Source organism: Amycolatopsis sp. TNS106, from assembly GCF_019330265.1.
In the GTDB taxonomy this organism is placed as follows: domain Bacteria; phylum Actinomycetota; class Actinomycetes; order Mycobacteriales; family Pseudonocardiaceae; genus Amycolatopsis; species Amycolatopsis lurida.
Genome location: NZ_CP024972.1, coordinates 262,900 through 287,336 on the forward strand (window position 1 = coordinate 262,900; position 24,437 = coordinate 287,336).

Annotated in this window: 11 protein-coding genes; 1 reads left to right on the plus strand and 10 read right to left on the minus strand. The window is 72.5% G+C overall.

Annotated elements, in window-relative coordinates; genetic code table 11:
* Positions 1-154: 154 nt before the first annotated feature.
* The gene (locus tag CVV72_RS01360) at positions 155-322 is read left to right on the plus strand and encodes a hypothetical protein (RefSeq protein WP_219150619.1); all 168 of its coding nucleotides are present in this window, start codon (positions 155-157) and stop codon (positions 320-322) included.
* 270 nt (positions 323-592) lie between these two features.
* On the opposite strand, the gene CVV72_RS01365 is transcribed toward CVV72_RS01360, so the two are convergent.
* From CVV72_RS01365 to CVV72_RS01410, 10 genes are all read right to left on the minus strand, one after another.
* Positions 593-1,117 carry a hypothetical protein gene (locus CVV72_RS01365; RefSeq protein WP_219150621.1) on the minus strand — a complete coding sequence of 175 codons (525 nt, stop codon included), beginning with the start codon at positions 1,115-1,117 and terminating at the stop codon, positions 593-595.
* A gap of 203 nt (positions 1,118-1,320) precedes the next feature.
* On the minus strand, positions 1,321-2,367 hold the full coding sequence (locus tag CVV72_RS01370) for an ornithine cyclodeaminase (protein ID WP_219150623.1): 1,047 nt from the start codon (positions 2,365-2,367) through the stop codon (positions 1,321-1,323).
* Positions 2,364-3,287, minus strand: coding sequence for an ornithine carbamoyltransferase (locus CVV72_RS01375; protein ID WP_219150625.1), 924 nt, complete (start codon positions 3,285-3,287; stop codon positions 2,364-2,366). The genes CVV72_RS01370 and CVV72_RS01375 overlap by 4 nt, the downstream gene beginning before the upstream one ends.
* A 9-nt stretch (positions 3,288-3,296) precedes the next feature.
* Positions 3,297-4,301: a 2,3-diaminopropionate biosynthesis protein SbnA gene (sbnA, locus tag CVV72_RS01380; protein ID WP_255632447.1), complete on the minus strand. Its 1,005-nt coding sequence runs from the start codon at positions 4,299-4,301 to the stop codon at positions 3,297-3,299.
* Entirely contained in the window at positions 4,288-5,226 is a 939-nt protein-coding gene (locus CVV72_RS01385) for a threonine/serine dehydratase (RefSeq protein WP_219150629.1), read from the minus strand. The genes sbnA and CVV72_RS01385 overlap by 14 nt, the downstream gene beginning before the upstream one ends.
* Before the next feature lie 5 nt (positions 5,227-5,231).
* Positions 5,232-12,158, minus strand: a complete 6,927-nt coding sequence (locus tag CVV72_RS01390) for a non-ribosomal peptide synthetase/MFS transporter (protein ID WP_219150631.1) — start codon at positions 12,156-12,158, stop codon at positions 5,232-5,234.
* Positions 12,155-20,086 carry a non-ribosomal peptide synthetase gene (locus tag CVV72_RS01395; RefSeq protein ID WP_219150633.1) on the minus strand — a complete coding sequence of 2,644 codons (7,932 nt, stop codon included), beginning with the start codon at positions 20,084-20,086 and terminating at the stop codon, positions 12,155-12,157. Before CVV72_RS01395 ends, CVV72_RS01390 begins: the two co-directional genes overlap by 4 nt.
* Before the next feature lie 137 nt (positions 20,087-20,223).
* A complete protein-coding gene (locus tag CVV72_RS01400; protein ID WP_219150635.1) occupies positions 20,224-22,671 on the minus strand; it encodes a tetratricopeptide repeat protein in 2,448 nt (815 codons plus the stop codon).
* Between the two features lie 155 nt (positions 22,672-22,826).
* Positions 22,827-23,204 carry a helix-turn-helix transcriptional regulator gene (locus tag CVV72_RS01405; RefSeq protein ID WP_255632448.1) on the minus strand — a complete coding sequence of 126 codons (378 nt, stop codon included), beginning with the start codon at positions 23,202-23,204 and terminating at the stop codon, positions 22,827-22,829.
* Positions 23,205-23,362: 158 nt separating this feature from the next.
* On the minus strand, positions 23,363-24,235 hold the full coding sequence (locus tag CVV72_RS01410) for a peptidoglycan DD-metalloendopeptidase family protein (protein ID WP_255632449.1): 873 nt from the start codon (positions 24,233-24,235) through the stop codon (positions 23,363-23,365).
* Between the last annotated feature and the right edge of the window lie 202 nt (positions 24,236-24,437).

Consider the following 24,437-nt stretch of genomic DNA (forward strand, 5'->3'; position numbering starts at 1 on the left):
CGGATGGGCCTGAAGTCCGTGAAGGCCTCCTTGAGGGACTCTGGGTCCCTCAAGGAGGCCTTCACGGACTTGACCAGGGGAAGTAACCGGTGACTTCTTCTGTTCGGACCTTTTTCGATCATGGGCGACCGGCAACCGCACCAGTAAGAGCCGCGTGCTGGGCAATTCCGGGAACAGCGCGATGCGCGGCGGCGACTGGGACAAGGCCGCGACGTACCTGGACGAGGCACTGGCGATCATGCTGGAGGTCGGGGAATGCCTGACCTACGGGCACCGGGAAGCGCTTGCGGTCGCCGAGAAACCGGGCGACCGCTATGAGTAGGCACGGGCGCACAAGGGGATAGAACAAAGCGCCGCCGTCGTTCCGGCGGGAGTAATGCAAATGTGGCGTGTCGCGAAAGCCACTTTCGAGACATGCGATGTCCTGAAAGTGGCTTTCGCGACAAGACGCCGACGGGGTCGGCAAAGAGGCCCGCGCCAATTCGCTTCAAACGCGACGCGGCCGGTGCACCACGGATCCGGGGCGCCATCGAGGGGGAGTGGCGGTGTCCCGGATCCGTGGTGGCCGTCGGTCACATCGGCGCGGGCCGGCTCACTTCCAGTTGTACGCGGCGCCACCGAAGCCGGGCTGGACCTTCGCCCGCACCCTGGGGGTCCCGGCGAGGCCGAGGTAGCCGCCGCCCTTCTTCGGCGGGCCCGACCAGCGCACGACAACGGTGCCGCCGGTTCCGCAGCCCGCCGTCGTCCAGGTCGCGACGCTCTTTTTCTTCTTGGTGCTCCAGTAGTGGCCCTCCGCCTGGACACACACCCGGCCGTTGCTGCCGGGCGGGATCTTCCACGTGTAGCGGCGATGCTGCGGGTTCTTCTTCGAATCCCCGCTGATGTAGCCACAGCTCGCCTTGCTCACCGCCCACTTGCCGTAGCCTGCCAGGGCGCGACGCCAGTCGCCGCAGTCGGAGGCGGTGATGTCGCCGCTCGCCGGGGCCGCTTCGGTGAGCTCGACCTCGGTCGTGGCGGTGTCCGCCTCTTCCTCGGCCATCGCCGGCGCGCTCTGCGCGGCGAGTGCCATTCCCGCGACCACCAGGCCGGTCGTGACCCGTGTCGTCCATTTCTTCACTGGTGTTCTCTTTCTCGTCGTTCGGCAGGTCAGTCGGCCTTCTGGTTCATTCCCGTGCCAGAAAAGGCATGACTGGCCGCGTAAGTGATTTTCCATCAGCCTATTGATCGGCCACGGCAAACATTATCGGCACCGCGCGGAGCCGCCTAGTGATCTCGGGCGCTGACCTTGATCGAAGTTGTTCGAAAACGCCGAACCGGCCATCAGCCGAGATCGACGAGCGACCCGACGCCCCAGTGCCGGGCTTTCGCGGCGATGGCGCCGTAGAGCGCCACGTCCAGTACGCCCATGCCGAACGGGTTGAGCACGACGTGCGGCGTGGCGGTGCCGCGGCTGGTGTACCGGCCGGTGAGCAGCCCGCCCAAGGTGGCGTCGATCGGTTTCGCCGTGCCGTCCGACGGGCGGGTGACCAGCCCGGCGCCCATCAGGCGGCCGAGTGGGCGGCGGGGGTTGTCCGCCACCAGGTCGAGGTCGTCCACGTAGAGTGCCGCGGCGTCGAGGAACGTCTCGTCCGCGAGGTCGCCCAAGGACACGTTGACCAGCAGTGCGCCGGGCCGCGCCCAGTCAGGGGTCACGTAGCCCTCGTCGGCGGTGGTGGTGAAGACCGCGATCTCGCCGGCCGCGACCGCGTCGCGGGCACTGTCGTGCACGGTCACGTCGAGGCCGTCGCGGGAGAGCAGGTCCGCGAGGCGGTGGGCGACGGCCGGGTCGCGGTCGTGCAGCGACACCGTGCGCAGGGCCGTCAACCTGCGGGCCAGCAGCGCCGCGTGCATCCGTCCCTGTGCTCCGCAGCCCACGATCGCGAGCGAACCGGCGCCGGCATACCCCGTGGCGTCGACGCCGACCGCGCTCACCGCCGCCGTGCGCACCGCGCTCAGCAGGCCCGCCTCCATGATCGACGTGACCCGGGCGGTCTCGGCGTCGAAGCACAGGCCCAGTCCGCCCGCGCGTTCCAAGCCCGCCGCCGGATTGGACACGCTGGCGTTGATGATCTTCATGCCGTGGTGCGGCCCCACCGCGCCGGGCATGCCGATCGACCGGGTGTACGCGCCCCGCGAGTTCTCCCACCGCAGGTACGCCTCGGCGGGGAGCAGGCTCTCACCGCGGTCGTGGTCGGCCAGCGTCCGCCGGACGACCTCGACCGGGTCGATGCTCGCCAGGCAGCGCCGGACGTCCGCGCGCGACAACACGGTCACCCGGCCCGCGCCCGCCAGTCCCGTGTCCGCCTGGTCGTACCACTGCTCGCTCATGCCGAATCCTTGCCGCGGCACCATTCCAGTGCCGCCATCGCGCTGTACATCTTGTTCTCCGCCTGGGCGAACGCGATGCTGTTCCCGCCGTCCAGTACTTCCGCGGTGACCTCCTCGCCGCGGTGCGCGGGCAGGTCGTGCATGAACACCGCGTCCGGGCTGGTCCGCCACAACGCGCGCGTCACCTGGAACGGCGCGAAGACCTCGCGCCAGTCAGGGGCCGGTTTGGTCGTACCCGTCGTCTCCCATCGCGTCGTGTACACGACGTCGGACACGGGCAGGTCGTCCATGTCGTGACGCTCCACAATGGACGCACGGTGGCGCGCGGCGTGTGACCGAGCACGTGCCAGCACTTCGGGATCGAGGCCGTAGCCGGGCGGGGTGCGCAACTGCAGTTCGGTTCCGGGGAAACGGGTGAGCGCCAACGCGAGCGCGGCCGCGGAGTTGTTGCCCTCGCCGAGATACAGCACCCGCAGCCCGTCGACGCGCCCGAACCGGCGGACCAGCGTGGTGAGATCCGCGAGCGCCTGGGTGGGGTGCTCGTCCGCGGTCATGGCGTTGACCACCGACATCCGCTTCTGGTCGGCCATGGCCCGCAGTTCCGCCGGATCGCCCGCGGTGCGCACCACGAGCGCGTCGAGCATGGTGGACAGCACCCGGCCCGTGTCCGCGATGGTCTCCCCGGTGTTGATCTGCAGATCTCCCGGCCCATAGGAGACGATGCGCGCGCCGAGCCGCAGCGCGCCCGCCGAGAACGCCGTGCGGGTGCGCGTGGAGGTTCTGCTGAAGTAGATGCCGACGACCTCACCGGACAGCGACGTGGCCGCCTGCCGCGGGTCGTCTGCCAGTCGCGTCGCCCGGGCGACGACGGACCGCAGGTCGTCGTCGGTGAGATCGTCGAGCGAAATGAGGTGGCGCAAGGTTTCTCCTTACCGGGCGGCGGTCAACGGCCGGGTCTTGACCTCGGGTACCTCGCCGAAGTGCTCGAGTACCCAGGAATCCGAGTAGATGGTGTCGAGGTAGCGGTTGCCGTCGTCGGGGAAGACGAGCACACAGCGGGAACCGGCGGGGATGCGGTGGCGCAGCTTGCCGAGCGCGGCCACGGTCGCGCCGGACGACCCGCCCGCCAGGATCGCTTCGCGCGCCACCAGCAACCGGCAGGCACGCACGCATTCCAGGTCGGTCACGTGGACGATTTCGCTGACCGCGCCGGCGGAATCGACCGAGCCGACCAGCGGCGGCCGCCACCCGGCACCGTGCCCGGGGATCAGCCGGTGCTCGGTCGGGGTGTGGAAGATCGCGCTGCCCGCCGCGTCGACCGCAACCAGTTTCGTGGCCAGGCCGTGGTCGCGGATGTGGTCGGCGCAGCCGCGCAGCGTCCCGCCGGTGCTGACCGAGCAGAACAGGTAGTCGACCCATCCGTCCAGCGCGGTGACGATCTCGGCCATCGTCCGCTCGTGCGCGGCCGCGTTGAGCGGGTTCTCGTATTGGTTGGGCCAGAACGCGTCCGGCAGCAGCGCCACCAGTTCCCGCACCCGCGCGATCCGCGCGCCGAGCAGGTCGCCGCCCGGCGCGGAGACGACTTCCACCTCCGCGCCGTAGGCCCGCAACAGCGCGACGGACTGCGCGGTCGTCCGGGTGTCGACCACGCAGATCAGCTCGAGCCCGAAGTAGGCGCACAGCTGGGCGAGGCCGACGCCGAGGTTGCCGGAGGTCGACTCCACCACCACCGACCGGCCCGGTACCAGTTCACCGGCCTGGATCTTGCCGCGCAGCATGTGCAGCGCGGTGCGGTCCTTGACACTGCCGCCCGGGTTGAACTTCTCCATCTTCGCGAACACCTGGACGCCCGTGATCGGCACGACCCGCTCCAGCGCGACCAGTGGGGTGCCGCCGATCGTCGCGAGCACTCCGCTCAAGTCATCCGTGCTCAACGAACACCCGCTCTCCCGTGGCCACCGGGACCGTGGCCACGGCATTGCCGCCGGACACGACCGCCACGGTCGCGCCCCGCCACCGTCCGGACAGGTGGGCGGCGGTCGCCACCGCGCCGCTCGGCTCCGCGAGCACACCGAACCGGTCGGACAGGAACTCCCGCGCGGCGACGATGGCGTCCTCGTCGACGGTGACGATGTCGTCCACGAGCACCTTGATGTGCCGCCAGGCGAGCTCGCCGAGCACCGGGGCGCGCAGGCCGTCGGCGATCGTGCGGTAGGTCCGCTCCACCGGCCATCGCACCAGCCTGCCCAGTCGCAGCGACTCGGCCGCGTCCCCGGCCAGCGACGGCTCGACGCCGACGACACGAGTGCCGGGGGAGACCGCTTTCACGGCGGCGGCGACTCCGGCGAGCAGGCCGCCGTTGCACACCGGCACCAGGACGGTGCGCACCTCCGGCAGCTCCGCCACGATCTCGGTGCCGACCGTGCCGTGCCCGGCGATCACGTCGAAATCGGCGGAACCGACGACGGTGGCGCCGGTCCGCGCCGCCAGGTCGGCCGTGGCCCGTTCGCGCAGCGCCGGTGGCACGACCACGACGTGCGCGCCGAGCGCGCGCACCGCGTCCACCTTCAACGCGGGCGCGGTGGCGGGAAGGACGACCGTGGCGCGCAGGCCGTGCTGTGCCGCCGCGTAGGCCACCGCACGCCCGTGGTTGCCGGACGACTGGGCGAGGACGTGGCTCGCGGTGAGCCGGGCGACCGCGTTGAGCGCGCCTCGTGCCTTGAACGAACCGGTGCGCTGCCGGTGCTCCGGTTTGAGCCACAGGTCGCCGGCCGGGCCGAGCAAGGGCGTGCGGTGCACGACGTGCCGGATCCGCTCGGCGGCCGAGCGCAGGTCGGCCGGGGTGACGAGAGAGGACATCGGCGTCACCGCGCCAGGTTCCGGTCGGCGAGCGCCTGCACGCGGTCGAGGTCGGCGTCGATCTCCGCCGGTGGCGCCGCGTCCGGCAGCAGGTCCTCGATGTCGCGCAGCGGCCGGTACCGCAGCCCGAGCACCCCCCACACCACCAGCACGGCGCCGGATACCACCATCAGCGTGGCGAAGCCGCCGAGCCGGTCGGCGAGCGGTCCCGCGGTCAGGAACCCGAGCGGCTGCATCGCGGTCGCCAGCATGACGTTGATCGCCAGCACCCGGCCCTGCAGCTGCTGGCCGACCTTCGTCTGGACGATCGACAGCCAGTGCGCGTTGCCGATGCTCATGCACGCCAGCCGCACGAACAGGCCGGCCGCGACCACGAACACCGACGGCCACGCCCCCATCAGCGCCACCCCGAGCCCGGAGCCGATGACGAAGGCGATCATGCCGGTGGCGCGGCGTGTGGTACCGCCCCAGGTGACCACGACGAGCGCGCCGGCCGCGGCACCGATCCCGCCGACGGCACTGACCACACCCAGTTCGCCCGTCGAGCCGATCGACAGGACCAGCGGGGTGAGCCCCACCCACATCACGGCGGTGAAGTAGTTGACCACCGCGAAGTAGCCGATCATCACCAGCAGCGGTTTGCGGCGCAGCACGAACTTCCATCCGCCGGTGACCGCCCTGGCGAACGGTTCGGCCCGGGTGAAGAACATCCGGTCCGGGAATCGCACCAGTACCAGGGTGGCCACCCCGATCGCGAACGTGGCGACGTCGGCCACGACGACCGCGGTCAGCCCGGACAGTCCCATGAGGACACCGCCGAGGACCGGCCCGAGTATCGTGCCGAGTCCGGCGCCCATGTCGGCGAGGGCGTTGGCCTGCGGCAGGTACGGCTTCGGCACCAGCTGGGCGATCGCCGCCAGGTAGGCGGGCCGGTGGAACGCCGACGCCACCGACATGACCCCGACGATCGCGCACACCGCCACGAGATCCAGCCGCCCCAAGGCGAACAGCACGGCGAGCACGGCCATCGCCGCGCCGCTCGTCAGGTCGCAGCACAGCATGATCCGCCTGCGGTCCACCCGGTCGGCGAGCGCGCCGCCGATCGGTGTCAGCAGCATGCTCGGCACGCGGGCGAGCAACACGACCAGCGCGAGGTCGATGACGCGTCCGCTGAGCTGGTAGGCCCACACGCCGAGCGCGAACGCGCTCAGTTCGTTGCCGATCATCGACACGGCTTGGCCGCCCGCCACGGTGTAGAACGCGCGGAGCCCGCGCCGGGTCGCGGCCGCGGCGACCGGGACTTCGCCGACTTCCGGCGGCAGGTCACCGGCGGCCCAGCGGGGTAGCCGGTCCCGCAGCAGTGCGGCGACGCCGGCGGCCTGGTGGCGCAGGAAGTAGTGCCCGGCCTTGGGCAGCACGGCAAGCTCGACCCGGTCGGCGAACACGCCCCACTCGCGGTACCGCTCCTGGTACAGCTCGGTCGCCGGGTCGCTCGACCCGACCACGCACAGGATCGGTGCCGTGAGCCGGGGCGTCCGCCCGGCGTCCGGGTCGAGCGCGCCGCCGAACCACGCCTGCGCCTGTCCGGCGTCGTGCCGCAGCGCACGCAGCATCGCCGAGCTCGCGGCTTCGTCCATGTCGTCCAGCAGGCCGCCGGTGGTCCGCAGCGTGTCCCGGTAGAGCCGGTCCGCCACCCAGCGTTCGCGTGGGAACCGGCGCTGCAGCCAGGCGGAAAGCCTGCCCGGCAGGCGTGCGGAGGGGAAGCTGCCCGCCACGACCACTCCGGCGACGGTGCGGCCGTCGGCTTCGAGCCGGGCGGCGAGCGCGGTGGCCACCGCGGAGCCGACGCAGTGCCCGTACACCGCGATCGGGCCGGTGACGGTGCGGCCGATTTCGTCGGCAAGCAGGTCCACGACCTCCTCGACGGTGCGGAACACCTCGTCGGGCCGGGCCACGTCGTGGCCGGGCAGTTCGACGGCGAGCAGGTCGATATCCGGTGCGGCGGCGGAGAGTTCGGTGGCCAGCGGCTGGAACACCGCGGCCGAGCCGCCGCCGTAGGGCACGCAGACGAGCGTCACGTCCGGTGTGCCCGCGCGGGCGGGGGAGAGGCGGTGCAACAGGCGCCCGTCACCGGTCTCCTGCCCGGCGTCGAGATGAGCGGCCAGTTCGCGGACGGTCGGGTGCAGGAACAGGTCGATGACCCGAAGCCGCTCGTCGATCAGCCGGACCGCGCGGACCGCGGTGAACGAATGGCCGCCGAGGGCGAAGAAGTCGTCGTCCGCGCCGACCACGGGTACATCGAGCACCTGTGCCCACACCCGTGCGACGCGCTGCTCGGTCGGCGTTTCCGGCGCGCTTGAGCCGGTTACCGGTGCGGCAATGGGCTCGGTGACCGGGCGGGACTCGGTGCGGGCCGGGCCGACCGAGGCGACCGGTTTGTCCACATCGGACAGTAGACCGGTCAGGAGTGCCTGGAAGTCGGCGACGATCCCTTCCGCGGTACCGGCGTCGAAGAGGTCGGCCCGGTAGGCGAGGCCACCGAGGTAGGTGTCGCCGTCGTTGACCAGCACCATGCTGAGGTCGAACTTCACCTGCTCACCCGCGTCGCGGACGGCCGTCACCTCGACACCCGGGATGGCGGGCGGGGTCGCCGGCTGGTCGAGGACGTTCAGCACTACCTGGAAGAGCGGCGTCGCGGCAACTGATCGCTCCGGCCGCAGCCGCTCGATGATCCCTTCGAGAGGAGTCTCGGCGTGCGCGAACGCGCCGAGTACGGTCTCGCGGGACCGGCCGAGCAACTCGCGCACGGTCGGGTCGCCCCCGAGGTCCGTGCGCAAAACGAGTGTGTTCACGAAACAGCCCACCGTCGACTCGACGTCCGGGTGATGCCGCCCGGACTCCGGTACGCCGACGGCGACGTCGTCGGTCCCGGCGCGGCGGCCGAGCAGTTCCTGCCAGCAGGCCAGCAGCACCATGAACGGCGTCACGCCCGTCTCGGCCGCGACCTGCCGGACGCGGGTGGTGAGCGCGGCGGGGAGGGCGAACCGGACGTGCCCGCCGGACCAGTCGGCCACCGCCGGGCGGGGCCGGTCGGTCGGCAACGCGAGCAGCGGCGGAAGTCCGGACAGGCGATCGCACCACCAGCCCAGGTCCTCGTCGCGCCTGCGGGAGGCCAGCCAGGCGGCGTAGTCCGCGTACTGGACGGGCAGGGCCGCGTCCGGTGCCGATCCCGCGAGCCGGGCGGCGTACGCGTCGGCGAGGTCCTTGCCGATGACGCCGCGCGACCAGTTGTCGGTCGCGATGTGGTGCACGGTGAGCGCGAGGACGTGCTCATCGGCGGCGATCCGGAACAGCGAAGCCCGCAGCGGCGGCTCCCGGTCGAGCGCGAACGGCCGCGCCAGCTCCGCCCGGCACGCCGCGTCCACCCGGTCGGCCGTGATGTCCACAAGGGACACGGGCACGCGGTCGGCGGGCACCGGCACGGCGACCGGGGTGCCGTCCCGCTCCTCGATGACGCTGCGCAGGACGGTGTGCCGTGCGGTGACGTCCCGGACCGCGAGCGCCATCGCCGTCGCGTCCAGCGGTCCGCGCAGCCGCAGCACGAGATCGGCGTGATAGGCCGACCCCGGGCCGAGCAGTTCGAGAAACCACAGCCGTGCCTGCGCGGACGACAGCGGCGCTGGTGCTTCGGGGTCCGGCCGCACGGGGATGGGCGCCCCGCCGAACACGCCGCCCGGGTCGGCGGCCAGCACGGCGGCGAGGTCGGCCAGCACCGGGTGCTCGAACACCGTGCGCACGGCGACGTCGCGGCGCAGCGCCTCACCCAGCCGTCCCGCCACGCGCACCGCGGCGAAGGAATGACCGCCCACGGCGAAGAAGTCGTCGTCGGCGGAGATGCCGTCGATCCCGAGCACGTCGCCCCAGACCCGCGCCACGAGCCGCTCGGCCGGGGTCGCCACCGGCCGCCGGGTGGCAGGCTCCCGCTCGGCGACGTCGGGCAGCGCCGCCCGGTCGATCTTGCCGTTCGCGTTGAGCGGCAAGCGGTCCAGGACCGAGAGCGCGCCGGGCACCATATAGTCCGGCAGCCGGTCACGCAGCGCCCGCCGCACGGCCGGGACCGCGAGTTCGGCACCCGGTGCGGGTACCAGCCACGCCGCGAGCCTGCGGTCCAGGCCGGCGCCGACGGGAAGCACCACGGCCTCGGCCACCCCGTCGACCTCGCGGAGGGCGGCGGTGACCTCGCCCAGTTCCACCCGGTGGCCGCGCACCTTCACCTGGTCGTCGGCGCGGCCGAGGAACTGCACGGCGCCGTCGGCCCGCACCCGCAGCAGGTCGCCGCTGCGGAAGCACCGCACGCCGGAGCCCAGCGGATCGGGGACGAACCGGGCCGCGGTCTGGGTGTAGTCGCCCAGGTAGCCGCGGGTGATCTGCGGCCCGCCGATCACCAGTTCGCCGGTCATGCCGTCGGGTACGACCGCGCCGCGCGCGTCGACGAGATGGCCGACGACCCCGGGCAGCGGCGCGCCGAGTGGCACGTATCCGGTGCGCTCGTGCGGCGGGACGGCCGCCACGTCGCACGTCATCGAGATCATCGTGCTCTCGGTGTGCCCATAGTGGCTCTGCACCCGCAGGCCGGGACGGGCCGCCTCGACCCGCTCGACGAGCGACCACGGGCACGCCTCACCGGCGAGGATCAGCAGCCGCCTCGGCAGCACGGTGGCCAGTTCCCCGTGCCGGGCGAGGAGTTCCAGATGACTGGGCACGCATTTGAGCACGTCGACCGGATGCGCGGCCAGATAGCCGGCGAAGGCCTCCGGATCCATCGCGGTGTCCCGCTCGACCAGGTGGACGGTGCCGCCGGTGGTCAGCGCGCCGTACACGCAGGTGAGGCCGAAGTCGGCCGCCGGGGTGGAGACCACCGCGAACGACGCGCCCGCCACGTCGCCGAGCCGGGGCAGCATGCCCGACAGGTAGTGCGCGACGTTGCGGTGCTCGACCGCGACACCTTTCGGAGCACCGGTCGAACCGGACGTGAAGATCACGTGGATCAGGTCGTGCGCCGCGACCGGGACGTCCGGCCGGGTGCCGGGCCGGGCGGCGACCGCGTCGTCGACGGTCAGGACGGTGACCCCGGGGACGGTGATGTCGAGGCCGGGTTCGGCGAGCAGGATCCGCGCGCCCGCGGTGGCGAGGATGGCGGCCACCCGCGACCGCGGATAGGTCGTGTCCATCGGCAGGTACGCGCCGCCGGATTTCATGATGCCCAGCACCGCGCAGGCCACGTCCGTGCCCTGTTCGAGCAGCAGCCCGACCGGCTCGTCGGCGCGGACGCCGAGTGCCCGCAGCCGGTGCGCGATCCGGTTGGCGCGTTCGTCGAGCCGCCGGTACGTGAGCGTGCCGGTCGCGCCGACCACGGCGACGCGATCGGGGTAGCGGTCGACGGTGTCCTCGATCAGCGTGTGCACCGGGCGGAGTCCGGTCCGCTCCGGTTCCGGGCCCGCCAGCGCCGGAGTGGTGACGGTTTCGAGGGGCACCTCGGCCACGGGCCGGTCGAGGTCCGCGGTGATCCCGTCGACGAGCGTGACGAACCAGCGGGCGATCCGTTCCGCGGTACCCCGGTCGAACAGGTCGGTGCGGTAGGCCAGCCCGCCCGAATAGCCGTTACCGGACCGGGACAGCGCGAGATTCAGGTCGTACTTGACGCTGCGCACCGGCGGCTCGGTGACCCGCGTGGCCAGACCGGGCAGCTCGGGTGCCCGCGACGGTTCGTCGAGCACGTTGAGCAGGACCTGGAAGACCGGCGACGCGTCGAGCCCGCGCCGGGGCGCGACCCGCTCCACGATCCGCTCGAACGGCACGTCCGTATGCGCGAACGCGTCGAGCACCGTGTCCCGGGCGGCGGCGAGCAGTTCGCGGCCGGTGCTCGCCCCGGCCAGGTCGGTGCGCAGCACCAGCGTGTCGACGAAGCAGCCCACGACCCGTTCGGCGTCCGGATGGCGCCGGCCGGACTCCGGTACCCCCACCGGCACGTCGGTCGTCCCGGCCAGCCTGGCGAGCAGGGTCTGCCAGCACGCCAGGAACACCATGAACGGGGTGGCGCCGGTGGTGCGACCGATCTCCCGCAGTCGCGCGGTGAGCGCGGCGGGCACCGCGACTTCGACCTCGGCGCCCTCGTCCCCGGCCACGGCCGGACGGGGCCGGTCGGTCGGCAGCTCCAGCACCGGCGGGAGCCCGGCGAGCCGCTCGGACCACCAGTCCAGGCCTGCCTCGGCGGTGTCCGGCCTGGAACCGTTCCACGCCACCAGGTCCGCGTACTGGAGAGCCGGTGGCGGCGGCACGTCGCGGACGCCGAGGCGGGCCGCGTAGCAGGCGGCGAGGTCGTCGAGCACGACGGCGACCGACGGGGCGTCCATCGCGATGTGGTGGAACGTCAACGCCAGCACCCGCCGGTCGGCGGTGACCCGGAACACCACGGCCCGCATCGGTGGCAGGTCTTCGAGCGCGAACGGACGGGTGGCCTCGGCGGCCACCGCGGCGTCCAGCTCCGCCGCCGTCACGTCCACAGTGGACACCGGGACGGCGGGTCCGGCACACCGCATCGGCTCGCCGTCGATCTCCCGGTACACGCCGCGCAGCACGTCGTGGCGGTCGGCGACGTCACGGACCGCGGCGAGCAGCGCGGTCTCGTCGGCCGGGCCCGTCAGTTCGAGCACGAGCGGCAGGTTGTAGGCGTGGCCGCCGGGTTCGAAGCGGGCCAGGAACCACAATCTGGCCTGCGCGGGCGACAGCGGTACCGGCGCTCCGTCGCGGGGGAGCCGGGGGATGGCGGGCTCCTTCACGACGGGGGTCCCGCCACGCAGCGCGGCGGTGGCGCGGTCGGCGAGCAGCTCACGCATGCGTCGCTGTGCGGGAGTGACCAGCGAGTCGGTCATACCGTGCTCCCCGTCGGGACACCGATGGCTTCGTCCTCCGCCAGCGCGGTCATCGCGATCCGTTCCAGTTCCGCGGCGAACTCCCGCAGCACCGGCCGGTCGAACAGGCACCGCACCGGGACGGCGAAACCGAGCGCCTCGCCGAGGCGGCCGACGATCTTGGTCGCGGCGAGCGAATGCCCGCCGAGGCCGAAGAAGTCGTCCAGCGCACCGACCCGCGCTCGGCCGAGCACCTCGGCCCAGGTCGCCGCGACGAGTTCCTCGACCGCCGACGCCGGTGGGCTGTCCGGTCGTGCCGGTGCCGAGGGTGCGGGCAGCGCGGCGCGGTCCACCTTGCCGGTCGCCGTGGCCGGGAACGCGTCGAGCGGTACCCATCGGTGCGGCACCGCGTAGTCGGGAAGTCGTCCGCGTAGCACGGCCGCCACCGCGTCGATGTCCACAGTGGATGGAGTGAGGTAGCCGACGAGATGGGGTTCGCCTTCCTCGGCGCGCACCACGACCACCGCGTCGGTCACCCCGGCGATCGTGCGCAGCACGTGTTCCACCTCGCCGAGTTCCACCCGGTTGCCGCGGATCTTCACCTGGTGGTCGCTGCGGCCGAGGAACTCCAGCACGCCGTCGGGGCGCCAGCGGACCAGGTCGCCGGTGCGGTAGGAGCGGACTCCGTGCACCGGGTCGATGCCGAAGGCGGCCGCGGTCGCCTCCGGGCGGTCCCGGTAGCCCGGTGTCACGCCGGCGCCGCCGATGCGCAACTCGCCGACCGCACCGGGAAGCGCGGCCTGGCCGAACGGGTCGGCCACCGTGAGCAGGGTGCCGCCGATCGGTTCGCCGATCGGTATCGGCCGGTCGGCGGCCAGATCGGCGGTGGTCACGAGATGGGTGGTCGCGGTGATGGTGGTCTCCGTGGGGCCGTAGCAGTTGCGCACGCTCGCGACCCGGGCGGTGAGCTGCCGCGCCAGTGCGACGTCGAGGGCTTCACCGCCGGAGAGCACGTGCAGTCCCGGCAGATCGGGAAGTCCGGCGGCGACGAGCATCCGCAAGGTGGTCGGGGTCGGGTTGAACCGGGTCGCGCCGGTCGCGACGAGCCGCCGTACCAGCGCGTGCCCGTCGACGGCACAGTCCCGGTCGGCGATCGCGCAGTGCGCGCCCGCGGTCAGCGTCGTCCAGATCTCGCCGGTGGCCGTGTCGAACACGAGCGGCGCCACCGCGAGCCACGTGTCGGCGGGCCGCACATCGGTGATTTCGCGGAAGGCGTGGACCAGCGCGGCGAGATTCCCGTGCGTGACCGCGACGCCCTTCGGCTTGCCAGTCGAGCCGGACGTGTAGAGGACGTAGGCGAGGTCGTCGTGGTCCGGTTCCCGCAGCGGGCGAGTGTCCGTGACGGTGGCGTCGAGGTCCATGACGGTCAAGTGCGGCAGCGCGGCGCGGGCCACGTCCAGCGCCTGACCGCGGGCGGCGACGACCCGGATCCCGGCGTCGGCGGCGAGGGCCGCGATCCGGTCCGCGGGATGGCCGGGATCCAGCGGCAGGTACGCGCCACCCGCCCGCCACACCGCGAGCAGCCCGGCAGGCAGGTATTCGTCGCGGGGCAGGCATACGCCGACCACCTCTCCGGTGGTGACACCCGCGGCGAGCAGCCCGCGGGCGCCCTGTGCCGACCAGGTGGCCAGGTCCGCATAGGACAGTCGTCCGGCGGGCGACGACGTCGCCATCGCGCCGGGTGGCTGCGCGAGCACGTCGGCGGCCACGGTTCGCATGACAGGCAACGGTTTCCCGGTGCCCCAGACGAGCAGTGCGGCGCGATCCGCGTCGTCCAGTATGTCCAGTGTGGACAGTGCGGCACCCGGATCGGTGGTGAGCCGGTCCAGCAGGGTGACGTACCAGTGGGCCCAGCGTTCGATCGTGGTCCGGTCGAACAGGTCGATGCGGAACACGAGCCTGCCCGTGTAGCCGTCGCCGTCGCGGGCGAGGTCCAGGTTCAGGTCGTACAGCGCGGTGGCGACCGGTTGCGCCAGCACCGTCACGGCCAGGTCGCCGATCGTCGCGGTCGGCTGTTCGTCGAGGACGTTCATCATCACCTGGCACAGCGGGGTGCTCGCCGCGTCCCGTTCGGGCGCGAGCCGCCGCACGACCTCGTCGAACGGCACGTCGGCGTGCGCGAACGCGTCGAGCACCGCGTCGCGTGTCCTGGCCACGAGGTCGAGACCCGACCGGACGCCGGTCCCCAGGTCGGCGCGGACGGCCACGGTGTCGACGAAGAAACCGACCATCCTGGCCAGTTCGGGGGAGCGGCGGCCGCCGTGCGGCACGGCGACCGCGAGGTCCCGTACCCCGGCCAGCCGCGCGAGCAGCAGTTGCCAGGCCGCGAGCAGGATCGTGAACGGGGTGGTCCCGGCGTCGTCCGCCAGGGCGTGGACGCGGCCGGTGACGTTTGAGGGCAGCCGGATCGGAACCTCGTCCGCCGTCCAGTCGGCGATGGCGGGGCGGGGCCGGTCGGCGGGCAGTCGCAACGCGGGCAGGCCCGCGAGCCGCCGTTCCCACCGGTCGAGCCCGTCGGACCGGTCCTGTTCGCGATCCCATGTGGCGTGGTCGGCGTACTGGAGTGCCGGTGGTGCCGGCCAGTCGTCGGGTTCGGTGCGGTAGAACTGGTCCACTTCGGACAGAAGGAGCCGTTGGGAGACCGCGTCGGTGGCGATGTGGTGGCAGGTAAGGGTCAGTACGTGGTGGTCCGGTGTGAGCCGGAACAGGACCACGCGCAGCGGTGGCGCGGCGTCCAGCGCGAACGGCCGCTGGATCTCGGCGGCCACCGCCGCGTCCGTTTCCGGCTCTGAGATGTCCACAGTGGACACCGGGACGGCGTCGACCGGCCCGAGGAGCGCGACCGGCTCCCGGTCGATCTCGGTGAACCGGCTGCGCAGCACGTGATGGCGCGCCGTGAGCGCACGGATCGCGCGGTACAGCCGCTGCTCGTCCAGCGCGCCCCGGATCCGAAGCACGGTGGGGGAGTTGTACGCGGCGCTGCCCGGGTCGAGCTTCGCCGCGAACCACAGCATGCGCTGAGCCGAAGAAAGCGGCGCGGGTGCGGCCGGGTCCGCGCGGGCGACGAGCGGGCGGTCGTCGAAGGCGGCTTCCCGCTCGATCCGTGCGGTGAAGTCGGCGAGTACCGGGTGGTCGAACAGGGTGCGGACGGTGATCCGGCGTCTCAGCCGCGTGTGCAGGAGACCGACCACCCTGGTCGCCGCCAGCGACCGGCCGCCGAGCGCGAAGAAGTCGCTGTCCGGGCCGATTTCCGCGTCGAGTTCGAGGCATTCCCGCCACACCCGCGCGACCACCGCCTCGGCATCCGACAGCGGCGCGGCCGCGGCCGGTGGGGCGACGGGCACCGGCGGTAGCGCGCGCCGGTCGAGTTTTCCGTTGGGCAGCAAGGGGAGTGTGTCCAGGGTTCGCCACGAACTCGGCACCATGTACGCGGGCAAAAGCCGCCGCGCCTGTCGCTCGACGGCCGCCGCGTCGACGGTCGAGGGGGTGAGATAACCGATCACGTGCGCGTCCACGCCGTCCGCGGCCACCATCACCGCCGCATCGTCCACATAGGACAGAGCCCGCAGGGCCGACTCGATCTCGCCGAGCTCGAACCGGTTTCCCCGCACCTTCACCTGGTCGTCGGCGCGGCCGACGAACTCCAGCGTCGCGTCCGGCCGCCACCGGACCAGGTCCCCGGTGCGGTAGCAGCGCTCGCCTGGCCGCACCGGGCCGGCGACGAACGCGGACGCGGTCAGCTCGGGCCGTGCCCGGTAGCCGGTCGCGACACCGGCGCCACCGATCCACAGCTCACCGATCGCGCCGGGCGGCGCGAGCCTGCCCGCCTCGTCCATGACGTACAGCCGGGTGCCCGGCGTCGGCGACCCGATCGGGACCCGGCCGTGGCCGGTGACCCGGTGCGCGGTCGCCGCGACCGTGGTCTCCGTCGGGCCGTAGCCGTTCCACAGCTCACCGACCAGCGGCAGAACTCTCGCGGCGAGATCCGGGTCGAGTACCTCGCCGCCGAGCAGCAGCCGCAGCGCGGGGTCACCCGTCCAGCCCGCGGCGAGCAGCATCCGCAGGCTCGTGGGGGTGAGGTCGACGATCGTGACGCCGCCCTCGGCGATCCGCCGCGCGAGCAGGTGGCCGTCGACGGCGCTGTCGCGGTCGGCGACGACGCAGCGCGCGCCGGTGGCGAGCGGCCACCACAGTTCCTCGGCGGACACGTCGAAGGCGAGCGGCGCGAGCGCGAGCATCGCGTCGTCCCGCGTCAGGCCGGGACGGAGCATCCGGGACCGGACGAAGGCGTGCAGGTTCGCGTGGCTGATCTCGACCCCCTTGGGCCGCCCGGTCGACCCCGACGTGTACAGCACGTACGCGAGCGCGTCACCGTCCGGCAGCACCGGCTCGAAGGGCACTCCGTCGGTCCGGTCGGCACCGACCACGCACAGGCCCGGCACGGCGTCGGCGATCTCCGACGCCACCGGTTGGGCGCCGCCACGAGTGAGCACGACCCGCAGGCGGGCCTCACTCGCGAGCCGGGCCAGCCGCGCCACGGGTTGCCCGGTGTCGAGCGGCAGATATCCCGCGCCCGCCCGCCACACGGCGAGCAACGCGGCGGGCAGGAACTCGTCGCGCGGCAGGCACACCCCGACCGTGTCGCCGGCCGTCACCCCGGCCGCGGCGAGGACGCGCGCGATCCGGTCGGCGTGGCCTACCAGTTCCGCGTACGTCAGCTGCCCGCCCTCAGCGGACACCGCGACCGCGTCCGGTGTCTTCGAAGCGTTGCGCCACACCGCGTCCGGCACACCACCCGCGTCGACGGCGGACAGCGCGGGGCCGGTTCCCCACGTCGTCAGCTCGGCGAGTTCCCCGTCCGGCGCCAGTGACAGCGCGGACAGGGCGATGTCCGGTGTGGACACCGCGGCGTGCAGAAGGTGCAGCAGGGAACGGGTGAACCAGCGGGCGCGGCCGGGGGCGAGCCACGACGGGTCGTGCTCGACGATCAGCTCGGCGCCGTCCGCGGTGGCGTTCACGAACACTGTCAGCGGAGTGTGGCTGCCGCCGGTCGGCAGCTCGCCGAGCAGGTCCAGCCGGGTGTCCGGCCCGTGCGCCGACAGCGGGACGCCGTCCGGCTGCACCGCGATCGACACCGGCGTGAGCGGTACCCCGGCCGGCCGGTCGCCGCCCCACAGTCCGGCGAGTTCACCGCTGGGCAGGCCCCGATGGTCGATGGCGTGCGCAGCCGTGGTCATGGCCGCGCGCAGCAGGTCGCGAAACGACGTGTCCGCCTCGATCCGTAACCGGACCGGCAGGACGTCGACCAGCGGGCCGACGGTGTGTTCGAGCTCGGGCCGGTCCCGGTGCGCGGCCGCCATCCCCAGCAGCACGTCCTGGCCGCGTACCAGCTCGCCGATCAGTACCCCCAGCGCCGACAGGTACACCGCGAACGGCGTCACCCCGGTCGATTCGGCGAGCACGCGCACCGCCGACCCCAGCGACTCGGGCAGTGGCGTGCTGATCCGCTCCCCGGCGAAACGCCGCCTGCCGTGCACGACGCGGTCGAACAGGGCGTCCGGTGGGATCGCTCCCGCCAGCTCGCCCGACCAGTACGCCGCCAGCCGGTCTCGTTCACCGGGCACTTCCGCGAGCGCGCGCTCGCGCAACGCCACCGCGCCGACCTGCGCGAAGGAGGCCGCGGGCGCGCCGGCCAGTTCCGCCATGAGCACGCCGATGGACGCGCCGTCGGTGGCGATGTGGTCGGACACGACGATCAGGTCGGCCACGTCGTCGGCGAGGCGGAGCAGCGTGATCCGCAGGAGCGGCGTGTCCTCGGTGAGGTCGAACGCGTGCCGGGCGGCGGCCGCGGTCAGTTCCCCGGCCAGACGGTCCGCGTCGGCGAGCCCGCGCAGATCGTGCACGTCCACCGGAACCGGCACCGGCGGGCCCACCACCATGACCGGTTCGCCGTCGCGGTCGCCGATCGTGCCGCGCAGCACCTCGTGCCGCGCCACGACCCCGTCCGCGGCGGCCCGCAGCGCGGGCACCGAAATCCGGCCGCGCAGCCGCAACCGCCACGCGACGGTCGTCGCCGTGCCGGTCGAGCCGAGCTGGGCGAGGGTCCACAGCTCCCGTTGCGTGCCGGTCAGAGGGTAGGTCTCCCGGCCCGGGTGTGTCTCCAGCGCCACCGAGGGCGCCGCGGCCGGGGCGTCCGCGAGCCGTCGCGCGACCGCCGCCACCGTGCCGTCGGAGAGGAATTCCACCAGCGTCAGCACCCGGCCGGTGTGCTCCCGCAGCCGCGTGACCGCACGCGCCGCGGCGAGGGAGTGCCCGCCCGACTCGGAGAACCGGTCGTGCACGCCGATTTCCGGCAGCCCGAACGCGGCCGCGACCACCTCGGCGACCAGCCGCTCGGCCTCGGTGCGCGGGGCGGTGTACTCGGTGTCCCCGCGGTCGAACTCCCACGCCGCCAGCGCGGTCCGGTCCGCCTTCCCGGTCGTGCCGAGCGGGATCGCGTCGAGCACGGCGATCCGTGACGGCACCAGGTGCGCGGGCAGCCGCGACCGCAGCCACCGCAGCAACTCCGGCTCGGACACCCTGGCACCGGCCGGTTCGACGAACCCGACGAGCCTGCGCTCCCCGTGTTCGACGGCGGGCGCGAGCACCACGGCGTTGCCGACGGCCGGATGGCTGAGGAGCGCCGCCTGTACCTGTCCCGGTTCGATCCGGAAGCCACGTACCTTCACCTGGTCGTCGGCGCGGCCGACGAAGTGGTGCACACCGTCGCGGCGCCGGACCAGGTCACCGGTGCGGTAGTGCCGGACGCCGCGGGAGTCGGCCACGAACTTCTCGGCGGTCAGCTCCGGCTGCCCCAGATACCCGCGGGTCACGAGCGTCCCGCTGACCCACAGCTCACCGACCTCGCCGTCGCCGAGCTCGCGCCCGTCGGCGTCCCGCACCGAGAACGCGGCACCGGGCAGCGGTGTGCCGATCGGCGGGTCGTCCACCCCGTCCCGGGCGACCTCGTGGCACGAGCAGTTCACCGTCGCCTCGGTCGGGCCGTAGCAGTTCACGATCCGCCGCACGCCCTCGTTGGCGTAAAGGCGGTCGACGAGCGACCGATGCAGGGCCTCACCCGCGATCGCGACGGTCCGCACCGAACGTGGCAGCGGCGTGCGCGCCAGCACCGCCAGCACGGACGGCACGCCTTGTACGAACGTCACCTCGTCCCGTGCGGCCAGCCCGGGCAGCGCGAGCAGGTTCTCGGCGAGCACCAGGCTCCCGCCGGTCACCAGCGGCGGGAACACCTCGGCGACGGACGCGTCGAAGCAGACCGACGCGGCGCCGAGCACGCCACGCAGTTCGTCGTCGCCGTAGGTCGCGGCCGCCCACGCCAGCAACGCGAGCACGTTGCGATGCTCGACCTGGACACCTTTCGGCCTGCCGGTGGAGCCGGACGTGTAGATCACGTACGCGAGGTCCGTGCCGGAACCCGGGACACCGGGGGAGGTCGTGGGCGATGCGGCGACCTCCCCGACGGCCAGCACCGGCACCCCGGCGTCCGCGAGCGCGGCCGGATCCGGTTCGTCCGCCACCACCAGCGACAGCCCGGCGTCCGCGACGACCGACGCGCCGTGCGCCGGGGGAGCGGACGGGTCCAGCGGGACGTACGCGCACCCCGCCTTCAGCACCCCCAGCAGCGTGGGCACCAGCCACCGGCCGCGGCGCAGGCACACGCCGACCAGGTCTCCGCGTGCCACCCCACGGCGGAGCAGGGCGTGCGCGACCGTGTTCGCGACCTCGTCCAGCCGGGCGTAGCTCAGCCGCTCGTCGCCCGCGACGAGCGCACAGCGGTGGGGTGTCCTTCTCGCCTGCTCCTCGAACGCCTCGTGTACCCGTTCGAACACACCCAGATCTACCCGCAACCCGCTGAACCCCCTCGTGACCCGGCCTGCCGGACTTCACAGGCCTCGGCAGATTGAACTTCCGGTTCGGCGCCCGGACCAGGAATTCCGACCGGAACAATGCGGACCGCAAGTTCCGGTCACGAAGCCACCATCGCGGTGCCCATCGCGTCGTGCAGCGTCCGCGCGCGTTCGCGGAACGGCCTGGCCTTGTCCGGATCACCGGCGTCGTCGTGGGTCGCGGCGATCCCGGTCAGCGCGCGGGCCTCCTCGTGCGGTTCGCTGGTGAGCCGGGCGAGGTCGGCGGCCCGCGTGTAGTGCGCCAGCGCGGCCGGCCGGTCACCGCACGCGAGCGCGCTGTCCGCGAGCCCGTTGTGCACGAGGGTCTCCAGCGGCCGGATGCCGGTCGCCACCGCGATGTCGAGCGCCGCCTCCTGATGCAGGCGGGCCGCGGCCGCGTCGCCCTGCCGGAGGTGCACCAGCCCGAGATAGGCCAGCGCGTACCCTTCGGCCTCCCGGTGCCCCTCGGCCCTGCTCACCGTCAGCGACCGGTGGAGGTGGTCGTGGGCTTCCGTCCACCGGCCCAGCGCGCGGTACACGTCCCCGAGATTGTGCAGCGAGATCGCCTCGCTCAGCCGGTCGCCGATGCTCTCGGAGATGGTCAGGCACCGCCGATAGCAGCCGAGAGCGGCGTCCAGTTCACCCCGGCGTTCGTGGATGAAGCCGAGGTTGGACAGCGAGCGTCCCTCGTTGAGGCGGTCGCCGGTCTCCCGGGAGACCGTGACCGCCTCGCTCAGGTGGCCCGCCGCGTCGGCGTACCGGCCCAGCTGCGCGTACACGGTGCCGAGGGTGTTCAGCGCGCGGCCGGTGACGACCGGGCTCCCGTCGACGTCGAGGCAGCGGGTCAGATGCGTCACCGCCTCGTCGAAATGGCCGAGCCTGGCGCAGATCGCGGCCAGGTCGACGAGCGCCTGCTGGGTGCCGATGGCGTCGCCCGCCCGCTGTGCCTCGGTGAGCGCGAGACGGTGCAGTGTGCGCAGGGCGCCGTAGTGACCGTGCATCCGCAACGCCTGCCACAGCACGGTCGAGAGGTCGCGGGCGTAGGTTTCGCCGGTGGCCGACGACTGTTCCGCGACGGCGATCAAGGTGGGCAGCTCCGCCGCCAGCCAGGTCGCCGCCTCGTCGGCGCCGGTGAACATGACGTTCTCGGTGATCGGGGTGAGCAGCGCTCTGCGGTTGGGGTCGCCCGCGGTCATCGACCCGGCCGCGTCGGCCGCCCCGGCGACACAGTGCTCGGCGAGACGGCGCAGGGCGGCCGAACGCCGCTGCGCCGGTTCCTCTTCGGCGCGGCTACGCGCGTAGTCGCGGACCAGGTCGTGGAATTCGAACCGGCCGTCCGCGCGGTGCCCGAGCAGCAGATGGCTGTCGACGAGCGCGTCGAGGAGCCTGCGGGTCTCCGGCGGATCCGTGCCCAGTAGCGCCGCCGCGGCGACGGTGTCCCAGTGCGGGCCGGGATGGAGCCCGAGCAGACGCAGGGCCGAGGCCACGTCGCCGGGCAGCGCGTCGTAGGACCAGGACAGCACGGAGGGCAGCGAGGTGGTCTTCTCTTCGGTGGTCAGCGCGGCGAGCCGGTCTCCGGCCGGACGCATCGAGGACGCCACGTTCGCCAGGTTCCGGTTGTGCGCGAGCCGCTCGCCGACGATGCGCAGGGCGAGTGGCAGACCGCCGCACCCCGATACCATGTCGGCGAGCGCGGTGCGGTCGGCGAACCTCCGTCCGGGGCCCGCCAGCCGGTCCAGCAGGGAGAGCGACTCCTGCTCGGTCAGCAGCGGCACCGGCACCCGGTGCGCGTCGGCGCTGATCGTCAGCCCGTGCAGTGCCGCGCGGCTCGTCACCACCACCGCGCAGCCCGCGTGGCCGGGCAGCAGCGGCCGGACCTGATCCGCCGAGCGGGCGTTGTCCAGCACGAGGAGCACCGAACGGTCGGCCAGCACACTGCGCAGCGACGCGGCCCGGTCGTCGAGGTCGGCGGGCACGTCCGCCACGGGCACGCCGAGCGCCCGCAGGAACGACCGCAGCACCTCACCTGGATCGGCGGGCGCCCCCGGCCCGTACCCACGCAGGTTCGCGAACAACTGCCCGTCGGGGAAGTCGTGTTTGACCCTTTGCGCCCACTGCACGGCGAGGGAGGTCTTGCCGACCCCGGCCATGCCCTCCAGCACCGCCACGACGACACCCCCGCCCACCCTCTCGTCGCGGAGGGCGTCGAGCGCGTCGATCTCCCGCTGCCGCCCGATGAACGACGTGATGCCCGAGGGCAGTTGCGCGGGCACCGAAACGACCGGCGTTCTCGTGGGCGACACCGCGTCCGGGCAGTAGTGCCGCACGAACCGGCTCGCCTGCTCGCCCTGGAGACCCAGCCCCAGCGCCAGCGCCTCCACCGAATGACGCCGCGGGCGGGCGACCCGGCCGCGTTCGATGTTGCTGATGCTTCGCACCGTCAGCCCGGTGCGTTCCGCCAGCTCCTCTTGGGTGAGCCCGGCGTCCCGCCGTGCCTCACCCAGCAACGAACTCGGCCGCTCGTCCATTTTACGGATGTTAGAGCGGGCCTGACGCCGAAAAGCGGTGGTTCGCCGAAGATTCTGATCGAATTTGGTCGAAAACGCCGGTCGAAGAGTCCAGGCGCCCAGCCGATGGCGTCGTGCCGACCCGGGAGCTGCGGCCGAGGTTCACCACGGATACTTCATGCGGTTCCCGGCGCTGACGTGCCGGTGGTCGGGCGGTACGAAGCCGCCGCTCGTTCGAAGTCGGCGCGAGCCTGGCCGGTCAGGCCGAGACCGGCCGCGATGAGCCGGACCGTGTCGCGGCGGGGCCTGCTGACCCGGCCGTGCTCGAGGTCTCTGATCGCTCGGACGCTGACGGTGGAGCGGGCGGCGAGAAGCCGCTGGGTCGCGCCGAGACTGTGCCGATGGCTCCGCAGCAACTTGCCGAAGCGGGCCGGACTCTCCTCCGCCGGGGTCTTCGCCTCCAGCGCCGGGTCGAGGCCGGCCATCCGGTTCGCGTTGAGCAGCAGCACGGTCGCTTGCCTGCCGGGCAGGGTGATGTGAACACCTTGGGTCACTGGCGTCCTCCGCGTTCGCTCAGCGACTCGCGTCACCGATGCCGCATCATGGTCGGAAAGTGGCAGGACACGGACAACCGGAAATTTTCACGAAGAAGTGCCGGTTCGACGTCCGGGCGCCCGCTCGGCTCGGGTGGGCAGAGCGGGCTCGACGCCGTTCATCCGCAGCAGATGTTGTAACCGTGGTTCCGCCAGAACAACGACGGGCTCGGGTTGTCGAGAACCGGGTCGCCGGTGCTGTCCGACGCGCTCTCGTGCCTGCCCGGCCGGTACTCGACGTGCGTGTGCGCGGAGCCGGCACCGCGATACTCCTCGGTGCCGATCTGCCTGCCACGGCTGACGAACTCGCCGACCGCGAGCCCGTTCGACGGATTGAGATGCAGGTAGATGATCGTGAAATCCTGATCCCGGTTGTAGATCGCCAGTGTGGACAGGCCGCCGCTGCCGTTGCTGCCCTCGGTCTTCCTGATCACGGTGCCCTGGGTCAGGGAGTACACGGGAACACCGAAGCCGCGCGCGAAGTCGATCCCCTCGTGCCTGCCCGACGTGTTCACGTAGCTGTCGAAATAGGAGGTGATGCGGCCGGAATCGCTGTGGTACAGCCCGGTCTCCAGCCAGTCGTTCCCCGCCAGGCCGAGCATGTGCCCGACGTTTTCGTTGTACGTCGAGGTCAAGTTGCCCTTGGCGCCGTGCGTGAACGAGTCGATCGGGCCGGTCCAGCCGCTCTTGAAGAACACGGTGACCACCGCGTCCCTCCGGTTCCACACCGAGGCCGCGTTGTTCCGCACGCACAGGCCCTTCCCCGCGCCCGCACCGAGGAAGTGATAGCAGTCGGCGCCCGTGCCGTAGTTACCGACCGACCCGTCGAAATCGCTGACCGATCCCTGCTGATTGCTGTTGTAGTACAAGCAGAACTCGCCGTCTTCGCAGACGCCGTTCCGTGCCGTCGCGGCCTGTGCCGACGGGGTGGCCAGGAGAGTGCTGCCCAACGCCAGTGCCACACCGAGCAGTCCGACCATCAATCTTCTCAACGATGTTCCCTTTCTCCTTGACTGCGCCGAATCAGCCAGTGCGCGACGCTACGGACGTGACGGGCGCCCGGGGAAGTCGTAAAGGGCAAACTGCCGCTTGTTCGGTGGCGGCTGATTTCCCCGTACGTGAAGGCCCCTTCATTGCGCTAGACGCAGTGAAGGGGGCCTTCACGTACTTCTTCCGGGATGCGCTATCCGCACA